Below are 16,057 nucleotides of genomic sequence, written 5' to 3'. Positions count from 1 at the left end.
TCATGACGGGCACCGCCGGCAAGCGCCGGGCCGCCGTCCTCGGCTCCCCGATCGCCCACTCCCTCTCGCCGGTGCTGCACCGCGCCGCCTACCAGGAGCTGGGACTGAAGGACTGGTCCTACGACCGGTTCGAGGTCGACGAACAGGCGCTGCCCGGTTTCCTCGCCGACCTCGGACCCGAGTGGGCGGGACTGTCGCTGACCATGCCGCTCAAGCGGGCGGTCATCCCGCTGCTCGACTCGGTCAGCGACACGGCGGCGGCGGTGGAAGCCGTGAACACCGTCGTGTTCACCGAGGACGGGCGGCGCGTCGGGGACAACACCGACATCCCCGGCATGGTCGCCGCCCTGCGTGAGCGGGGCATCGAGGAGGTCGGCTCCGCCGCGATCCTCGGCGCGGGCGCCACCGCCTCCTCCGCACTGGCCGCGCTGGCCCGGATCTGCACCGGACCCGTGGTCGCCTACGTCCGCAGCGGGGCCCGGGCCGCCGAGATGCGGCAGTGGGGCGAGCGGCTCGACGTCGACATCCGCACCGCCGACTGGGCGGACGCCCACCGGGCACTGAGTGCACCGCTGGTCGTCGCCACCACGCCGGCAGGGACCACGGACGCGCTGACCGCCGCCGTCCCGGAGTGCCCCGCGACCCTGTTCGACGTGCTCTACGACCCCTGGCCCACGGCCCTCGCGGCACGCTGGTCCGCGTCCGGCGGTGCCGTCGTCAGCGGTCTCGACCTGCTGGTCCACCAGGCAGTGCTCCAGGTCGAACAGATGACGGGCCGCGCCCCGGCCCCGCTGGACGCCATGCGCAAGGCGGGGGAGCACGCCCTGGCGGCCCGGTAGGCGAAAGCCCCCGGCCACGTCCGCCTGATGGACCTGGAGCCGGTCGCGCCACCGGACGTGGGAGGATCGGAGGTGGCGGGACAGGGCCGCGCACCCGGTCGCGCCGTCGCCGTACGCGAGGACGCGCGTACGCAGGGCAGTACCAGGGCGCGAGCACGGAGGAGCATCGTTGAGCAGGTTGCGCTGGCTGACCGCGGGTGAGTCCCATGGTCCCGCACTTGTCGCGACGCTGGAGGGTCTTCCCGCCGGCGTGCCGATCACCACGGAGATGGTGGCGGACCACCTGGCGAGGCGGCGGCTCGGCTATGGACGCGGTGCGCGGATGAAGTTCGAGCGGGACGAGGTCACGTTCCTGGGCGGTGTCCGGCACGGTCTCACCATGGGCTCCCCGGTGGCGATCATGGTCGGCAACACCGAGTGGCCCAAGTGGGAGCAGGTGATGGCGGCCGACCCGGTGGACCCCGAGGTGCTGGCCGGCCTGGCGCGCAACGCGCCGCTGACCCGGCCGCGTCCGGGCCACGCCGATCTGGCCGGGATGCAGAAGTACGGGTTCGACGAGGCGCGCCCGGTGCTCGAGCGGGCCTCGGCGCGGGAGACGGCGGCCCGTGTCGCGCTCGGCGCGGTGGCGCGGTCGTACCTGAAGGAGACGGCCGGGATCGAGATCGTCAGTCATGTGATCGAGCTGGCCTCCGCCAAGGCGCCCTACGGGGTCTACCCGACCCCGGAGGATGTCGAGAAGCTGGACGCGGACCCGGTGCGGTGCCTGGATGCGGATGCGTCGAAGGCGATGGTCGCGGAGATCGATCAGGCGCACAAGGACGGCGACACGCTCGGTGGCGTGGTGGAGGTCCTGGCCTACGGGGTGCCGGTGGGGCTCGGGTCGCATGTGCACTGGGACCGGCGGCTGGACGCGCGGCTCGCGGCGGCGCTCATGGGGATCCAGGCGATCAAGGGCGTCGAGGTCGGTGACGGGTTCGAGCTGGCGCGGGTGCCGGGCTCGAAGGCGCACGACGAGATCCTCACCACCCCCGAGGGCATCAAGCGCGCCACGGGCCGCTCCGGCGGTACGGAGGGCGGTCTGACCACCGGTGAGCTGTTGCGGGTGCGGGCCGCGATGAAGCCGATCGCGACGGTGCCGCGGGCGCTGAGGACTGTGGACGTATCCACCGGTGAGGCGGCGCAGGCCCACCACCAGCGCTCGGACGTGTGCGCGGTCCCGGCGGCCGGGATCGTCGCGGAGGCCATGGTCGCGCTCGTCCTCGCCGACGCCGTGGCGGAGAAGTTCGGCGGTGACAGCGTGGTCGAGACCCGCCGCAATGTGCGCGGTTACCTCGACAGCCTGGCGATCCGGTGAGTGCCGTGCCGGTGGTCGTGCTGGTCGGCCCGATGGGCGTCGGGAAGTCGACCGTGGGGCAGTTGCTGGCCGAGCGGCTGGGGGTCGGCTACCGCGACACGGACGAGGACATCGTGGCCGAGCAGGGCCGGTCCGTCGCCGACATCTTCGTGGACGAGGGTGAGCCGGCCTTCCGCGCTCTGGAGAAGGCTGCGGTGCACAGGGCGCTGGCCGAGCACGAGGGCGTTCTGGCGCTGGGGGGCGGTGCGATCCTCGACGAGGAGACCCGCACGCTGCTCGCCGCGCACCGTGTCGTCTACCTCGCGATGGACGTCGAGGAGGCGGTCAAGCGCACCGGGCTGAACACGGCCCGTCCGCTGCTGGCGGTCAACCCGCGCCGGCAGTGGCGGGAGCTGATGGATGCCCGCCGCCACCTGTACGAGGAGGTCGCGACGGCCGTCGTGGCCACCGACGGACGCAGCCCCGAAGAGGTCGCCCAAGCGGTCCTTGACGCACTGGAGTGGAAAGAAGCATGAGCGAGGCAGTGACGCGGATCCAGGTCGGCGGCACCGCGGGCACCGACCCCTACGAGGTCCTGGTGGGCCGCCGGCTCCTGGGCGAGCTGGCCGGCTTGGTCGGGCAGAAGGCCAGGCGGGTCGCGGTGATCCACCCCGAGGCGCTGGCCGAGACGGGCGAGGCGCTGCGCGCCGACCTGGCCGAGCAGGGCCATGAGACCGTGGCCATCCAGGTGCCCAACGCGGAGGAGGCCAAGACCGCCGAGGTCGCCGCCTACTGCTGGAAGGCGCTGGGCCGGTCGGGGTTCACCCGCACCGACGTCATCGTGGGGGTCGGTGGCGGTGCGACCACCGATCTGGCCGGGTTCGTGGCCGCGACCTGGCTGCGCGGGGTGCGTTGGATCGCGATCCCGACCACGGTGCTGGCGATGGTGGACGCGGCGGTCGGCGGCAAGACCGGTATCAACACCGCCGAGGGCAAGAACCTGGTCGGTGCCTTCCACCCGCCCGCCGGTGTGCTGTGCGACCTGGCGGCGCTGGACTCCCTGCCGGTCAACGACTACGTCTCCGGGCTGGCCGAGGTCATCAAGGCCGGTTTCATCGCAGACCCGGTGATCCTGGATCTGATCGAGGCCGACCCCGAGGCCGCCCGGACCCCGGCCGGGCCGCACACCGCGGAGCTGATCGAGCGCTCCATCCGGGTCAAGGCGCAGGTCGTCTCCGCCGACTTGAAGGAGTCGGGGCTGAGGGAGATCCTCAACTACGGGCACACGCTCGGCCACGCGATCGAGAAGAACGAGCGGTACACGTGGCGGCACGGCGCCGCCGTGGCCGTCGGTATGCACTTCGCGGCCGAACTCGGGCGGCTGGCAGGCCGGTTGGACGACGCGACCGCCGACCGGCACCGCGCCATCCTGCAGGCGGTCGGTCTGCCGCTGCACTACCGCTACGACCAGTGGCCCAAGCTGCTGGACACCATGAAGGTCGACAAGAAGTCCCGCGGCGACCTGCTGCGCTTCATCGTCCTGGACGGCCTGGCCAAGCCCACCGTGCTCGAAGGCCCCGATCCGGCCGTCCTGCTCGCCGCCTACGGCGAAGTCGGCCAGTAGCTCCGTCCGGCCGGGGCGGCCGACTCGTTCCCCCTGGGGACCGGGTGCCCGACTCGCCTGCGGGGAGGGGCACTTCGGGCCGCCCCCGGCCGTTCACACAACGGCGGCCGGGGACGGTACCGTTCGGTAGGGAGCGGGGTCCCCCGCTGCCGGTTCGAACGCCTGCGAGCCCCAACACGAGACGGAGTGGCCACCGGATGCAGCACGCAGTGGGAGCTCCGCTGCCGCCGCCCCACCAGCCGGGGCACGGCCCGGCGACCACCTGGTCACCGGCCGCACACCACCCGGGACAGCCGGGCGCCCACCCGGGCCCCGCACCGCAGACCACGCCCACGCCCGGCTTCACGGCGCCACCGGTGTCCCCCGGGGCACCTCCCGCCCACCTCCCGCCGCACCACACGCCCGGCCTGCCCCCGCAGGACCCCACCGGCCACGTGCGGCTCCCGCCGGGCGCCCCGGTCGGCGGGAGCGCACCGCCCGCTGCCGACGCGCCCGACCCCGCGTCCGCCACGCTCGCCGTGCTGCTCATCGGTCCCGCGGGAGCCGGTAAGACCAGCGTCGCGAAGTACTGGGCCGAGCACCGCCGGGTACCCACGGCACACATCAGCCTCGACGACGTCCGCGAGTGGGTGCGTTCGGGCTTCGCCGACCCGCAGTCGGGGTGGAACGACAACTCGGAGGCCCAGTACCGCCTCGCCCGCCGCACCTGCGGCTTCGCGGCGCGGAACTTCCTGGCCAACGGCATCTCGTGCATCCTGGACGATGCCGTCTTCCCGGATCGCCCCGTGGTCGGCCTCGGTGGCTGGAAACGGCATGTGGGCCCCGGCTTGCTGCCGGTCGTCCTGCTGCCCGGCCTGGAGATCGTCCTGGAACGCAACGCGGAGCGCACGGGCAACCGCAGGCTCACCGACGAAGAGGTCGCCCGCATCCACGGCCGCATGGCCGGCTGGTACGGCTCCGGCCTGCCGATCATCGACAACTCCCAGCTCGACGTGGAGGGGACGGCTCGCGTCCTGGACGAGGTCCTGGCCCGCGCCCTCGCGAGTCCGCCTAAGTGGTGAGGTCGTAACGGAAGGCCTCCTCCGGGTGTCTGCCGCCCGTCCGGCCCTCTGGACCGGCGATATCCGGCCACCGCTCGTAGGCTCGGGTCATGTCAGAGGTGTACGCGGCCCGCCGGGAGCGGCTCAGGGAACGCTGCAGCGCGGGTGGCGGCGGGACGGCGTTGATCTCCCGCCCGGCCAACGTCCGGTATCTCGCGGGCACCGCGCCCAGGGGCGCCGTCCTGCTGCTGGGCGTGGGCGAGGACGTGCTGCTGTGCGCCGGACCGCCGGAGGAGAACCCCGCGGAGGGGCGGCCCGACCAGGCGCTGCGGGTGCGCCTTCTGCCGGTGACCGGCGGCGACACCGCCGTCGCCGCCGCCGACCTGGCCTCGGCGCAGGGTGCCGAGTCCCTGGCGGTGGAGGAGCACCATCTCACCGTCGCCCGGCACCGCTCGCTGCGCTCGGTCGCGCCGAAGCTGCGGCTGACCGATCTCGGCGGCGCGGTGGAGCAGCTGAGGGTCGTCAAGGACGAGGAGGAGATCGCCCTCCTCAGGATCGGCGCGGAGATCGTCGACCAGGCCCTGAGCGAACTGCTGGAGTCGATCCTCGTCGGCCGTACCGAGCGCCACCTCGCCCTGGAACTGGAGCGGCGCCTCGTCGACCACGGCGCCGACGGGCCCGCCTTCGCCACCTCCGTCGCCACCGGACCGAACGCAGGCCGTCGCGGCCACCGCCCCACCGACCGGCGGGTGGAGGAGGGCGACTTCCTCTCCGTCTGCCTGGGTGCCGCCTACCGCGGCTACCGCTGCGAGATCGGTCGCACCTTCGTCATCGGCACCTCGCCCGCCGACTGGCAGATCGAGCTGTACGACCTGGTCTTCGCCGCTCAGCGGGCCGGACGCCAGGCCCTCGCCCCCGGCGCCGCGTACCGCGACGTGGACCGGGCCGCCCGCCAGGTGCTGGACTCCGCGGGATACGGCGGGGCGCTGCCACCGCTGACCGGGCACGGCGTGGGACTCGAAATCGACGAGGACCCTCAGTTGGCCCCCGCGGCCATGGGTAAACTGGACGCTTGCGTGCCGGTCACCGTCGAACCGGGGGTCCACCTCCCGGGCCGGGGCGGTGTCCGGATCGATGACACGCTCGTCGTGCGCCCCGAGGCGGACGGCGGACCCGAGCTACTCACCATCACGACCAAGGAGCTTCTCGCTCTGTAGAGCGCTGCCCCGGGGTCGTACGTCAGTCCAGGAGATTCCGCAACCGTGGCTTCCACGAACGACCTCAAGAACGGCATGGTGCTCAAGCTCGAAGGCGGCCAGCTCTGGTCCGTCGTCGAGTTCCAGCACGTCAAGCCCGGCAAGGGCCCCGCTTTCGTGCGCACCAAGCTCAAGAACGTGCTCTCCGGCAAGGTCGTCGACAAGACGTTCAACGCCGGTGTCAAGGTCGAGACGGCCACTGTCGACAAGCGCGACATGCAGTTCTCGTACATGGACGGCGAGTACTTCGTCTTCATGGACCTGGAGACCTACGACCAGCTCCATGTCGACCGCAAGGCCGTCGGTGACGCCGCCAACTTCCTGATCGAGGGTTTCACCGCCACCGTCGCGCAGCACGAGGGCGAGGTGCTCTTCGTCGAGCTCCCGGCCGCCGTCGAGCTGACCATCGCGGAGACCGAGCCGGGCGTCCAGGGCGACCGCTCCACGGGCGGCACCAAGCCCGCCACGCTGGAGACCGGCCACCAGATCCAGGTCCCGCTCTTCATCACCACCGGTGAGAAGATCAAGGTCGACACCCGCACGAGCGACTACCTCGGCCGGGTGAACAGCTAACCGTGGCTGCCCGTAACACGGCCCGTAAGCGCGCTTTCCAGATCCTCTTCGAAGGTGACCAGCGCGGGGCCGACGTCCTGACGGTCCTCGCGGACTGGATCCGGCACTCGCGGAACGACACCCGGCAGCCGCCGGTGAGCGAGTACACCATGCAGCTGGTCGAGGGCTACGCGCAGCACGCCAAGCGCATCGACGAGCTGATCGCGCAGTACGCGGTGGGCTGGACGCTGGACCGGATGCCGGTGGTCGACCGCAACATCCTGCGCCTCGGCGCCTACGAGCTGATCTGGGTCGACGAGACGCCGGACGCCGTGGTGCTGGACGAGATGGTGCAGCTCGCCAAGGAGTTCTCCACAGAGGAGTCCCCGTCGTTCGTCAACGGCCTCCTCGGCCGGCTGAAGGACCTCAAGCCGTCGTTGCGCCGTGACGAGAGTTGAACGAGCCGAAGACGTACCCGAATACGCCGGAGGGCCCGCAGCGCGTGTGCTGCGGGCCCTCCGGCGTACTCAGCGAGATGGCCGCGACATGGCCGAACGTGCCGCCGGGGTGGCCGGGCCCATACGGTTCCGACCACCCCGGCGGCACGTTTCTGCTGGGACCTGGGCGGTCAGCTCTCCTCGTGGGAGGCCACCGCGCGGCGCGCGTCCGCGTCCAGGACTCCCCAGCTGATCAGCTGCTCGGTCAGGACGGAGGGCGACTGGTCGTAGATGACCGCGAGCGTGCGCAGGTCGTCCTGGCGGATCGACAGCACCTTGCCGTTGTAGTCACCGCGCTGTGACTGGATCGTCGCGGCGTACCGCTGAAGCGGGCCCGCCTTCTCCGCCGGCACGTTGGCCAGGCGCTCCAGGTCCAGAACCAGCTTCGGCGGCGGCTCGGCGGCTCCACCCGGGGTGGTGCCGGGCAGCAGCTCCTGCACCGGGACCCCGTAGAAATCCGCCAGCTCGGCCAGGCGCTGCACGGTGACGGCGCGGTCCCCGCGCTCGTACGAACCGACCACGACCGCCTTCCAGCGTCCCTGGGACTTCTCCTCCACACCGTGGAGGGAAAGGCCCTGCTGGGTGCGGATCGCCCGGAGCTTGGCCCCGAGCTGTTTGGCGTATTCGCTGGACATATAGCTCCCCGGACACGGTGTCGACGTGCGGCTCGGCCGCGCGGCTGGTGACTCACTGTGAGGTTACGCAGCGTGACTCTTCCCCGTCAAGCCGAATGGTCCGCACCGACCCTTCCGTGGTAGGCGGCGTGCGGAGGCGCCGGACGGGTGACGCGGTGCGCCAGGCGGGTGACCGGGCTCCGGCTGCGGGCTGGTACTGTGTATGGCGCAATTCCGACGTCCTTTAAGGTCCGTCCCGTGAGGCGGAGAAGGAGGTCCGTTTCGTATGGACACGCGGCATTCCGATGCTCGGCCCGTCCTCGAAGGCCCTGACATCGCGCGGGTGCTGACCCGCATCGCCCACGAGATCGTCGAGCGCGCCAAGGGCGCCGACGACGTGGTGCTCCTCGGCATTCCCACCCGAGGCGTCTTCCTCGCCCGGCGGCTCGCCGACAAGCTCGAGCAGATCACCGGCCGCAAGGTCCCGGTCGGCTCCCTCGACATCACCATGTACCGCGACGACCTGCGCATGCAGCCGCCGCGTGCGCTGGCCCGCACCGAGATCCCCGGTGACGGCATCGACGGCCGCCTCGTCGTCCTCGTCGACGACGTGCTGTTCTCCGGCCGCACCATCCGCGCCGCCCTCGACGCCCTGAACGACATCGGGCGTCCCCGCGCGGTCCAGCTCGCGGTCCTCGTCGACCGCGGCCACCGCGAACTGCCGATCCGCGCCGACTACGTCGGCAAGAACCTCCCCACGTCGCTGCGGGAGACGGTCAAGGTCCAGCTCGCCGAGGAGGACGGTCGCGACACCGTGCTGCTCGGCGCGAAGCAGACCGTCCAAGGCGCACAGCACTAGCACTCCGGCGTACGTCGAGCTGCCGTACGCCCTTCGAGTGCGCCCCGGCACGCGCCCGTCTGTACCAAATCTCCCGATAATCCGCCTTACGGAGCCTGAAAAGATGCAGCGTCATCTCATCTCGGCCGCCGACCTCACCCGCGACGACGCCGTCCTGATCCTCGACACCGCCGAGGAGATGGCCCGGGTCGCCGACCGGCCGATCAAGAAGCTGCCGACCCTGCGCGGCCGCACCGTCGTCAACCTCTTCTTCGAGGACTCCACCCGCACCCGGATCTCCTTCGAGGCCGCCGAGAAGCGCCTGTCCGCGGACGTGATCAACTTCTCCGCCAAGGGGTCCAGCGTGTCCAAGGGGGAGTCCCTGAAGGACACCGCCCAGACCCTGGAGGCCATGGGCGTCGACGCCGTCGTCATCCGGCACGGCGCCTCCGGAGCCCCCTACCGCCTGGCCACCTCCGGCTGGATCGACGCCGCCGTCATCAACGCCGGCGACGGCACCCACCAGCACCCCACCCAGGCCCTGCTCGACGCCTTCACCATGCGCCGCCGCCTGGTCGGCCGGGACGTCGGCATGGGGCGCGACCTGGCCGGCAAGCGCATCACGATCGTCGGCGACGTACTGCACAGCCGGGTCGCCCGCTCCAACGTCGACCTGCTGCACACCCTCGGCGCCGAGGTCACGCTCGTCGCCCCGCCGACCCTGCTGCCGGTCGGCATCGGCTCCTGGCCCTGCGAGATCTCCTACGACCTCGACAGCGCACTGCCCAAGTCCGACGCGGTGATGATGCTCCGCGTCCAGCGGGAGCGCATGAACGCCGCCTTCTTTCCGACCGAGCGCGAGTACGCGCGGCGCTACGGCCTCGACGCCGACCGCATGGCGAAGATGCCCGACCACGCGATCGTGATGCACCCCGGCCCGATGGTCCGCGGCATGGAGATCACCGCCGAGGTCGCCGACTCCGACCGCTGCACCGTCGTCGAGCAGGTGGCGAACGGCGTCTCCATCCGTATGGCGGTCCTGTACCTGCTGCTGGGCGGCGCCGTGTTCGATGCGAAGAACGTTCCCGCCGAGACCACCCGTACCGAGGAGAAGTAGAACCCATGAGCAAGACCCTGATCCGTGGTGCGAAGGTGCTCGGCGGCGAGCCGCAGGACGTGCTGATCGACGGCGAGGTCGTCGAGGCGGTCGGTACCGGCCTGTCCGCCGAGGGCGCGGAGGTCGTCGAGGCCGGCGGCAAGGTGCTGCTCCCCGGCCTCGTCGACCTGCACACCCACCTGCGCGAGCCCGGCCGCGAGGACTCCGAGACCGTCCTGACCGGTACCCGGGCCGCCGCGAAGGGCGGCTATACCGCCGTGTTCGCGATGGCCAACACCTTCCCGGTCGCCGACACCGCCGGTGTCGTCGAGCAGGTGTACCGGCTGGGCCGGGAGCACGGCTACTGCGACGTGCAGCCCATCGGCGCCGTCACGGTCGGCCTGGAGGGCAAGAAGCTCGCGGAGCTGGGCGCCATGCACGAGTCGGCGGCCGGCGTCACCGTCTTCTCCGACGACGGCAAGTGCGTCGACGACGCGGTGATCATGCGCCGGGCGCTGGAGTACGTGAAGGCCTTCGGCGGCGTCGTCGCCCAGCACGCGCAGGAGCCGCGGCTGACCGAGGGCGCCCAGATGAACGAGGGCGTCGTCTCCGCCGAGCTGGGCCTCGGCGGCTGGCCGGCCGTCGCCGAGGAGTCGATCATCGCGCGCGACGTGCTGCTCGCCGACCACGTCGGCTCCCGCGTCCACATCTGCCACCTGTCGACCGCCGGGTCCGTCGAGATCGTCCGCTGGGCCAAGTCCCGCGGCATCGACGTCACCGCCGAGGTCACCCCGCACCACCTCCTCCTCACCGACGAGCTGGTGCGCAGCTACAACCCGGTCTACAAGGTCAACCCGCCGCTGCGCACCGAGCGCGACGTGCTGGCGCTGCGCGAGGCGCTCGCCGACGGCACGATCGACATCGTCGCCACCGACCACGCCCCGCACCCGCACGAGGACAAGGACTGCGAGTGGGCCGCCGCCGCCATGGGCATGGTGGGCCTGGAGACCGCGCTGTCGGTGGTCCAGGAGACGATGGTCGACACCGGGTTGCTCGACTGGGCGGGCGTCGCCGAGCGCATGTCCTTCAAGCCCGCGAGGATCGGCCGGGCCACCGGCCACGGCCGCCCCGTCTCGGCAGGTGAGCCCGCCAACCTCACGCTCGTCGACACGGCATACCGTGGAGCGGTGGACCCCGCGGGCTTCGCCTCGCGCAGCCGCAACACCCCCTACGAGGGCCGTCAGCTGCCGGGCCGTGTCACGCACACCTGGCTGCGGGGCAAGGCCACGCTCGTCGACGGGAAGCTCACGTGACACCTGTACTCCTGTTCGCAGCCGAGAAGAAGTCGGCCCAGGTCACCGACTGGACCGACCGCATCGGCTGGCTTGTCGGACTCGCCCTGTTCGTCGCGCTCGTCTACTGGCTGATGCGCGAGGGCTGGAAGTGGCGCGGCACCCTGCAGAGCGACCTGCCGGAGCTGCCGACCGCGCCCGGGGAGCCCGGCGAGGCGAAGCTGACGATGAGCGGCCGCTACCACGGCTCCACCACCGCCGGGCAGTGGCTGGACCGCATCGTGGCCCACGGCCTGGGCACCCGCAGCCGCGTCGAACTCGCGCTGACGGACGCGGGCCTGGACGTCGTACGCCCCGGGGCCGCGGACTTCTTCGTCCCCGCCGCAGCCCTGCGTGAGGCCCGGCTCGACAAGGGCATCGCCGGCAAGGTCCTCACCGAGGGCGGCCTGCTGGTCGTGACCTGGGCACACGGCGACAAGCTGATCGACTCGGGCTTCCGCTCGGACCGCGCGGCCGAGCACCACGACTGGGTCGACACCCTGAACCAGATGATCCACAAGACGGAAGGCGCACGATGACGACCTCCACCAGGGGAGCCGGAAAGTCTCCCGCCGTACTCGTCCTGGAGGACGGCCGGGTCTTCCGCGGCCGCGCCTACGGGGCCGTGGGGGTGACCTTCGGCGAAGCCGTGTTCTCCACCGGCATGACCGGCTACCAGGAGACCCTCACCGACCCGTCCTACCACCGCCAGGTCGTGGTCATGACCGCTCCGCACGTCGGCAACACCGGCGTGAACGACGAGGACCCCGAGTCGAAGCGGATCTGGGTCGCCGGCTACGTCGTACGGGACCCCGCGCGCACGCCCTCCAGCTGGCGCGCCGAGCGCTCGCTCGACGAGGAGCTGCGGGCGCAGGGCGTCGTCGGCATCAGCGGCATCGACACCCGGGCCCTGACCCGCCACCTGCGCGAGCGCGGTGCCATGCGCGTCGGCATCTTCTCCGGCCAGGCCCTGCCCGACCAGACCACCATGCTCGCCGAGGTGCGCCGGGCGCCGGAGATGAAGGGCGCGGACCTCTCCGCCGAGGTCGCCACCACCGAGCCGTACGTCGTCCCGGCGATCGGCGAGAGGAAGTTCACCGTCGCCGCGGTCGACCTCGGCATCAAGGGCATGACCCCGCACCGCATGGCCGAGCGCGGCATCGAGGTGCACGTCCTGCCCGCGACGGCGTCCGTCGACGACGTCTACGCCGTGAACCCGGACGGCGTGTTCTTCTCCAACGGCCCAGGTGACCCGGCCACCGCCGACCACGCGGTCTCCGTCATGCGGGCGGTCCTGGAGCGCGGCACGCCCCTGTTCGGCATCTGCTTCGGCAACCAGATCCTCGGCCGCGCCCTCGGCTTCGGCACCTACAAGCTGAAGTACGGCCACCGCGGCATCAACCAGCCGGTGCAGGACCGTACGACCGGGAAGGTCGAGGTCACCGCGCACAACCACGGCTTCGCCGTCGACGCCCCGCTCGACAAGGTCTCCGACACCCCGTACGGCCGCGCCGAGGTCTCCCACGTCTGCCTCAACGACAACGTGGTGGAGGGCCTCCAGCTGCTCGACAAGCCGGCGTTCAGCGTCCAGTACCACCCCGAAGCGGCCGCCGGTCCCCATGACGCCGCCTACCTGTTCGACCGCTTCGTATCCCTGATGGAGGGCCAGCGTGCCTAAGCGCACCGATATCCAGTCCGTCCTGGTCATCGGCTCCGGCCCGATCGTCATCGGCCAGGCCGCCGAGTTCGACTACTCCGGCACCCAGGCGTGCCGCGTCCTGAAGGCCGAGGGCCTCAGGGTCGTCCTCGTCAACTCCAACCCGGCGACGATCATGACCGACCCGGAGATCGCCGACGCCACCTACGTCGAGCCGATCACGCCGGACTTCGTCGAGAAGATCATCGCCAAGGAGCGCCCCGACGCGCTGCTGCCCACCCTCGGCGGCCAGACGGCCCTCAACACGGCCATCAGGCTGCACGAGAAGGGCGTCCTGGAGAAGTACGGCGTCGAGCTGATCGGCGCCAAGGTGGAGGCCATCCACAAGGGCGAGGACCGCGACCAGTTCAAGGAGGTCGTGGAGGAGGTCCGCAAGAAGATCGGGCACGGCGAGTCGGCCCGTTCGGTGATCTGCCACTCCATGGACGACGTCCTCGCCGGCGTCGAGGAGCTGGGCGGCTACCCGGTCGTCGTCCGCCCCTCCTTCACCATGGGCGGCGCCGGCTCCGGCTTCGCGCACGACGAGGAGGAGCTGCGCCGCATCGCCGGCACCGGCCTCGCGCTCTCCCCGACCACCGAGGTGCTCCTGGAGGAGTCCATCCTCGGCTGGAAGGAGTACGAGCTGGAGCTGATGCGCGACAAGCACGACAACGTCGTGGTCGTCTGCTCCATCGAGAACTTCGACCCGATGGGCGTGCACACCGGTGACTCCATCACCGTCGCCCCGGCCATGACGCTCACCGACCGCGAGTACCAGATCCTGCGGGACATCGGCATCGCCGTGATCCGCGAGGTCGGTGTCGACACCGGTGGCTGCAACATCCAGTTCGCGGTGAACCCCGAGGACGGCCGTGTGATCGTCATCGAGATGAACCCGCGCGTGTCGCGTTCGTCGGCTCTGGCATCCAAGGCAACCGGATTCCCGATCGCGAAGATCGCGGCCAAGCTCGCCGTCGGCTACACCCTCGACGAGATCCCCAACGACATCACGCAGGAGACTCCGGCCTCCTTCGAGCCGACCCTCGACTATGTGGTCGTCAAGGCACCGCGATTCGCGTTCGAGAAGTTCCCGAGCGCCGACAACACGCTGACCACGACCATGAAGTCGGTCGGCGAGGCCATGGCGATCGGCCGCAACTTCACCGAGGCGTTCCAGAAGGCGCTGCGCTCGCTGGAGAAGAAGGGCAGCCAGTTCACGTTCGTGGGTGAGCCCGGGGACAAGGGCGAGCTGCTGCGTGAGGCCGTGCGCCCCACCGACGGGCGGATCAACACGGTCATGCAGGCCATCCGCGCGGGCGCCACGCCGGAGGAGGTCTTCGAGTTCACGAAGATCGACCCGTGGTTCGTCGACCAGCTCTTCCTCATCAAGGAGATCGCGGACGAGCTCGCCGCGGCCGACCGCCTGGACGCGGACCTGCTCGCCGAGGCCAAGCGGCACGGCTTCTCCGACCAGCAGATCGCCGAGATCCGGGGCCTGCGCGAGGACGTGGTGCGCGCGGTGCGGCACGCGCTCGGCGTGCGCCCGGTGTACAAGACGGTCGACACCTGTGCCGCCGAGTTCGCTGCGAAGACGCCGTACTTCTACTCCTCCTACGACGAGGAGAGCGAGGTCGCGCCCCGCGAGAAGCCCGCGGTGATCATCCTGGGCTCCGGCCCGAACCGCATCGGTCAGGGCATCGAGTTCGACTACTCCTGCGTGCACGCCTCCTTCGCGCTGTCGGATGCCGGGTACGAGACCGTGATGGTCAACTGCAACCCGGAGACGGTCTCCACGGACTACGACACCTCCGACCGTCTCTACTTCGAGCCGCTGACGCTCGAGGACGTGCTGGAGATCGTCCACGCCGAGCAGCAGGCCGGTCCGGTCGCCGGGGTCGTGGTCCAGCTCGGCGGGCAGACCCCGCTGGGCCTCGCGCAGGCGCTGAAGGACAACGGCGTGCCGATCGTGGGCACCTCGCCGGAGGCGATCCACGCCGCCGAGGACCGAGGCGCCTTCGGCCGCGTGCTCGCGGAGGCGGGCCTTCCGGCCCCCAAGCACGGCACCGCGACCACCTTCGAGGAGGCCAAGGCCATCGCGGACGAGATCGGCTACCCGGTCCTCGTCCGGCCGTCCTACGTCCTCGGTGGACGCGGCATGGAGATTGTCTACGACGAGGCCCGCCTCTCCTCGTACATCGCCGAGTCGACCGAGATCAGCCCCTCCCGGCCGGTGCTGGTCGACCGCTTCCTCGACGACGCCATCGAGATCGACGTCGACGCGCTCTACGACGGCGAGGAGCTGTACCTCGGCGGCGTCATGGAGCACATCGAGGAGGCCGGCATCCACTCCGGCGACTCGGCGTGCGCCCTTCCCCCGATCACGCTCGGCGGCTTCGACATCAAGCGCCTGCGCGCCTCCACCGAGGCCATCGCGCGAGGTGTCGGCGTCCGCGGCCTGATCAACATCCAGTTCGCGATGGCGGGGGACATCCTCTACGTCCTGGAGGCCAACCCGCGCGCCTCCCGCACGGTCCCCTTCACCTCGAAGGCGACCGCGGTGCCGCTCGCCAAGGCCGCCGCCCGGATCTCCCTGGGCGCGACCATCGCCGAGCTGCGCGAGGAGGGCCTGCTGCCGAAGAACGGCGACGGCGGCGAGCTGCCGCTGGACGCGCCGATCTCCGTCAAGGAGGCCGTGATGCCGTGGTCGCGGTTCCGCGACATCTACGGCCGGGGCGTCGACACGGTCCTCGGCCCGGAGATGCGCTCCACCGGCGAGGTCATGGGCATCGACTCCGTCTTCGGCACGGCGTACGCCAAGTCGCAGGCGGGTGCCTACGGGCCGCTGCCCACCAAGGGCCGCGCGTTCATCTCGGTCGCCAACCGCGACAAGCGTTCGATGATCTTCCCGGCGCGTGAGCTGGTCGCGCACGGCTTCGAGCTGCTCGCCACCTCCGGCACCGCGGAGGTCCTCAAGCGCAACGGCATCAACGCCGCCGTCGTGCGCAAGCAGTCCGACGGCCCGGGCCCGAACGGCGAGAAGACCATCGTCCAGATGATCCACGACGGCGAGGTGGACCTCATCGTCAACACCCCGTACGGCACCGGCGGCCGCCTCGACGGCTACGACATCCGCACGGCCGCGGTGGCCCGCTCCGTGCCCTGCCTGACGACGGTGCAGGCGCTCGCCGCGGCGGTCCAGGGCATCGACGCGCTCAACCACGGCGACGTGGGCGTCCGTTCGCTCCAGGAACACGCGGAACACCTGACCGCGGCCCGCGACTAGCAGCCGGCGAGGGGGACACCGGAAACGGTGTCCCCCTCTTCATGAGGACTCCCGCCCT

15 protein-coding genes are annotated in these 16,057 nt (G+C 71.1%); 14 read left to right on the top strand and 1 reads right to left on the bottom strand.

What is annotated here, in order from left to right; all coding sequences use genetic code 11:
• Positions 1–2 precede the first annotated feature (2 nt).
• From AC5WS8_RS11460 to nusB, 8 genes are all read left to right on the top strand, one after another.
• Positions 3–839: a shikimate dehydrogenase gene (locus AC5WS8_RS11460; protein ID WP_496103227.1), complete on the top strand. Its 837-nt coding sequence runs from the start codon at positions 3–5 to the stop codon at positions 837–839.
• Positions 840–1,008: 169 nt separating this feature from the next.
• Entirely contained in the window at positions 1,009–2,193 is a 1,185-nt protein-coding gene (gene aroC, locus AC5WS8_RS11455; protein WP_496103226.1) for a chorismate synthase, read from the top strand.
• A gap of 32 nt (positions 2,194–2,225) precedes the next feature.
• Complete coding sequence (locus tag AC5WS8_RS11450; protein WP_496103524.1) at positions 2,226–2,708, top strand: shikimate kinase; 483 nt, start codon at positions 2,226–2,228, stop codon at positions 2,706–2,708.
• Complete coding sequence (gene aroB, locus AC5WS8_RS11445) at positions 2,705–3,796, top strand: 3-dehydroquinate synthase (RefSeq protein ID WP_496103225.1); 1,092 nt, start codon at positions 2,705–2,707, stop codon at positions 3,794–3,796. Before AC5WS8_RS11450 ends, aroB begins: the two co-directional genes overlap by 4 nt.
• Positions 3,797–3,993: 197 nt before the next feature.
• Complete coding sequence (locus AC5WS8_RS11440; RefSeq protein ID WP_496103224.1) at positions 3,994–4,857, top strand: Pro-rich N-terminal domain-containing protein; 864 nt, start codon at positions 3,994–3,996, stop codon at positions 4,855–4,857.
• An 89-nt stretch (positions 4,858–4,946) separates the two neighbouring features.
• Positions 4,947–6,053, top strand: a complete 1,107-nt coding sequence (locus AC5WS8_RS11435) for an aminopeptidase P family protein (protein ID WP_496103223.1) — start codon at positions 4,947–4,949, stop codon at positions 6,051–6,053.
• Positions 6,054–6,098: 45 nt separating this feature from the next.
• Complete coding sequence (gene efp / locus AC5WS8_RS11430) at positions 6,099–6,665, top strand: elongation factor P (RefSeq protein WP_388999383.1); 567 nt, start codon at positions 6,099–6,101, stop codon at positions 6,663–6,665.
• Positions 6,666–6,667: 2 nt separating this feature from the next.
• The gene (gene nusB / locus AC5WS8_RS11425) at positions 6,668–7,102 is read left to right on the top strand and encodes a transcription antitermination factor NusB (protein WP_496103222.1); all 435 of its coding nucleotides are present in this window, start codon (positions 6,668–6,670) and stop codon (positions 7,100–7,102) included.
• Between the two features lie 170 nt (positions 7,103–7,272).
• Here nusB and bldD read toward each other — a convergent pair whose 3' ends face one another.
• Positions 7,273–7,776, bottom strand: a complete 504-nt coding sequence (bldD, locus tag AC5WS8_RS11420; RefSeq protein WP_103844821.1) for a transcriptional regulator BldD — start codon at positions 7,774–7,776, stop codon at positions 7,273–7,275.
• A 265-nt stretch (positions 7,777–8,041) separates the two neighbouring features.
• On the opposite strand from bldD, the gene pyrR reads away from it, so the two are divergent.
• The 6 genes from pyrR (at position 8,042) to carB (ending at position 15,999) form a co-directional block, all read left to right on the top strand.
• Positions 8,042–8,614: a bifunctional pyr operon transcriptional regulator/uracil phosphoribosyltransferase PyrR gene (gene pyrR, locus AC5WS8_RS11415; protein WP_496103221.1), complete on the top strand. Its 573-nt coding sequence runs from the start codon at positions 8,042–8,044 to the stop codon at positions 8,612–8,614.
• Between the two features lie 103 nt (positions 8,615–8,717).
• Positions 8,718–9,710 carry an aspartate carbamoyltransferase catalytic subunit gene (locus AC5WS8_RS11410; protein WP_496103220.1) on the top strand — a complete coding sequence of 331 codons (993 nt, stop codon included), beginning with the start codon at positions 8,718–8,720 and terminating at the stop codon, positions 9,708–9,710.
• A 5-nt stretch (positions 9,711–9,715) separates the two neighbouring features.
• The gene (locus AC5WS8_RS11405; protein WP_496103219.1) at positions 9,716–11,002 is read left to right on the top strand and encodes a dihydroorotase; all 1,287 of its coding nucleotides are present in this window, start codon (positions 9,716–9,718) and stop codon (positions 11,000–11,002) included.
• A complete protein-coding gene (locus tag AC5WS8_RS11400; RefSeq protein ID WP_496103218.1) occupies positions 10,999–11,559 on the top strand; it encodes a PH-like domain-containing protein in 561 nt (186 codons plus the stop codon). Before AC5WS8_RS11405 ends, AC5WS8_RS11400 begins: the two co-directional genes overlap by 4 nt.
• A complete protein-coding gene (gene carA / locus AC5WS8_RS11395; protein WP_496103217.1) occupies positions 11,556–12,698 on the top strand; it encodes a glutamine-hydrolyzing carbamoyl-phosphate synthase small subunit in 1,143 nt (380 codons plus the stop codon). The genes AC5WS8_RS11400 and carA overlap by 4 nt, the downstream gene beginning before the upstream one ends.
• The gene (gene carB / locus AC5WS8_RS11390) at positions 12,691–15,999 is read left to right on the top strand and encodes a carbamoyl-phosphate synthase large subunit (protein WP_496103216.1); all 3,309 of its coding nucleotides are present in this window, start codon (positions 12,691–12,693) and stop codon (positions 15,997–15,999) included. Before carA ends, carB begins: the two co-directional genes overlap by 8 nt.
• Positions 16,000–16,057: the final 58 nt, after the last annotated feature.

The sequence above is a fragment of the Streptomyces sp. PTL18 genome (assembly GCF_059510295.1).
Note: the sequence above shows the minus strand (reverse complement) of the source record. Positions and strands in the feature narration are given on the sequence as shown.

What these genes read in the sequence shown, in the direction of transcription:
- AC5WS8_RS11460 (WP_496103227.1), top strand. Translation starts at nt 3, where the DNA reads ATGACGGGCACCGCCGGCAAGCGCCGGGCCGCCGTCCTCGGCTCCCCG.
- AC5WS8_RS11450 (WP_496103524.1), top strand. Translation starts at nt 2,226, where the DNA reads ATGGGCGTCGGGAAGTCGACCGTGGGGCAGTTGCTGGCCGAGCGGCTG.
- aroB (WP_496103225.1), top strand. Translation starts at nt 2,705, where the DNA reads ATGAGCGAGGCAGTGACGCGGATCCAGGTCGGCGGCACCGCGGGCACC.
- AC5WS8_RS11440 (WP_496103224.1), top strand. Translation starts at nt 3,994, where the DNA reads ATGCAGCACGCAGTGGGAGCTCCGCTGCCGCCGCCCCACCAGCCGGGG.
- AC5WS8_RS11435 (WP_496103223.1), top strand. Translation starts at nt 4,947, where the DNA reads ATGTCAGAGGTGTACGCGGCCCGCCGGGAGCGGCTCAGGGAACGCTGC.
- bldD (WP_103844821.1), bottom strand. Translation starts at nt 7,776, where the DNA reads ATGTCCAGCGAATACGCCAAACAGCTCGGGGCCAAGCTCCGGGCGATC.
- pyrR (WP_496103221.1), top strand. Translation starts at nt 8,042, where the DNA reads ATGGACACGCGGCATTCCGATGCTCGGCCCGTCCTCGAAGGCCCTGAC.
- AC5WS8_RS11410 (WP_496103220.1), top strand. Translation starts at nt 8,718, where the DNA reads ATGCAGCGTCATCTCATCTCGGCCGCCGACCTCACCCGCGACGACGCC.
- AC5WS8_RS11405 (WP_496103219.1), top strand. Translation starts at nt 9,716, where the DNA reads ATGAGCAAGACCCTGATCCGTGGTGCGAAGGTGCTCGGCGGCGAGCCG.
- carA (WP_496103217.1), top strand. Translation starts at nt 11,556, where the DNA reads ATGACGACCTCCACCAGGGGAGCCGGAAAGTCTCCCGCCGTACTCGTC.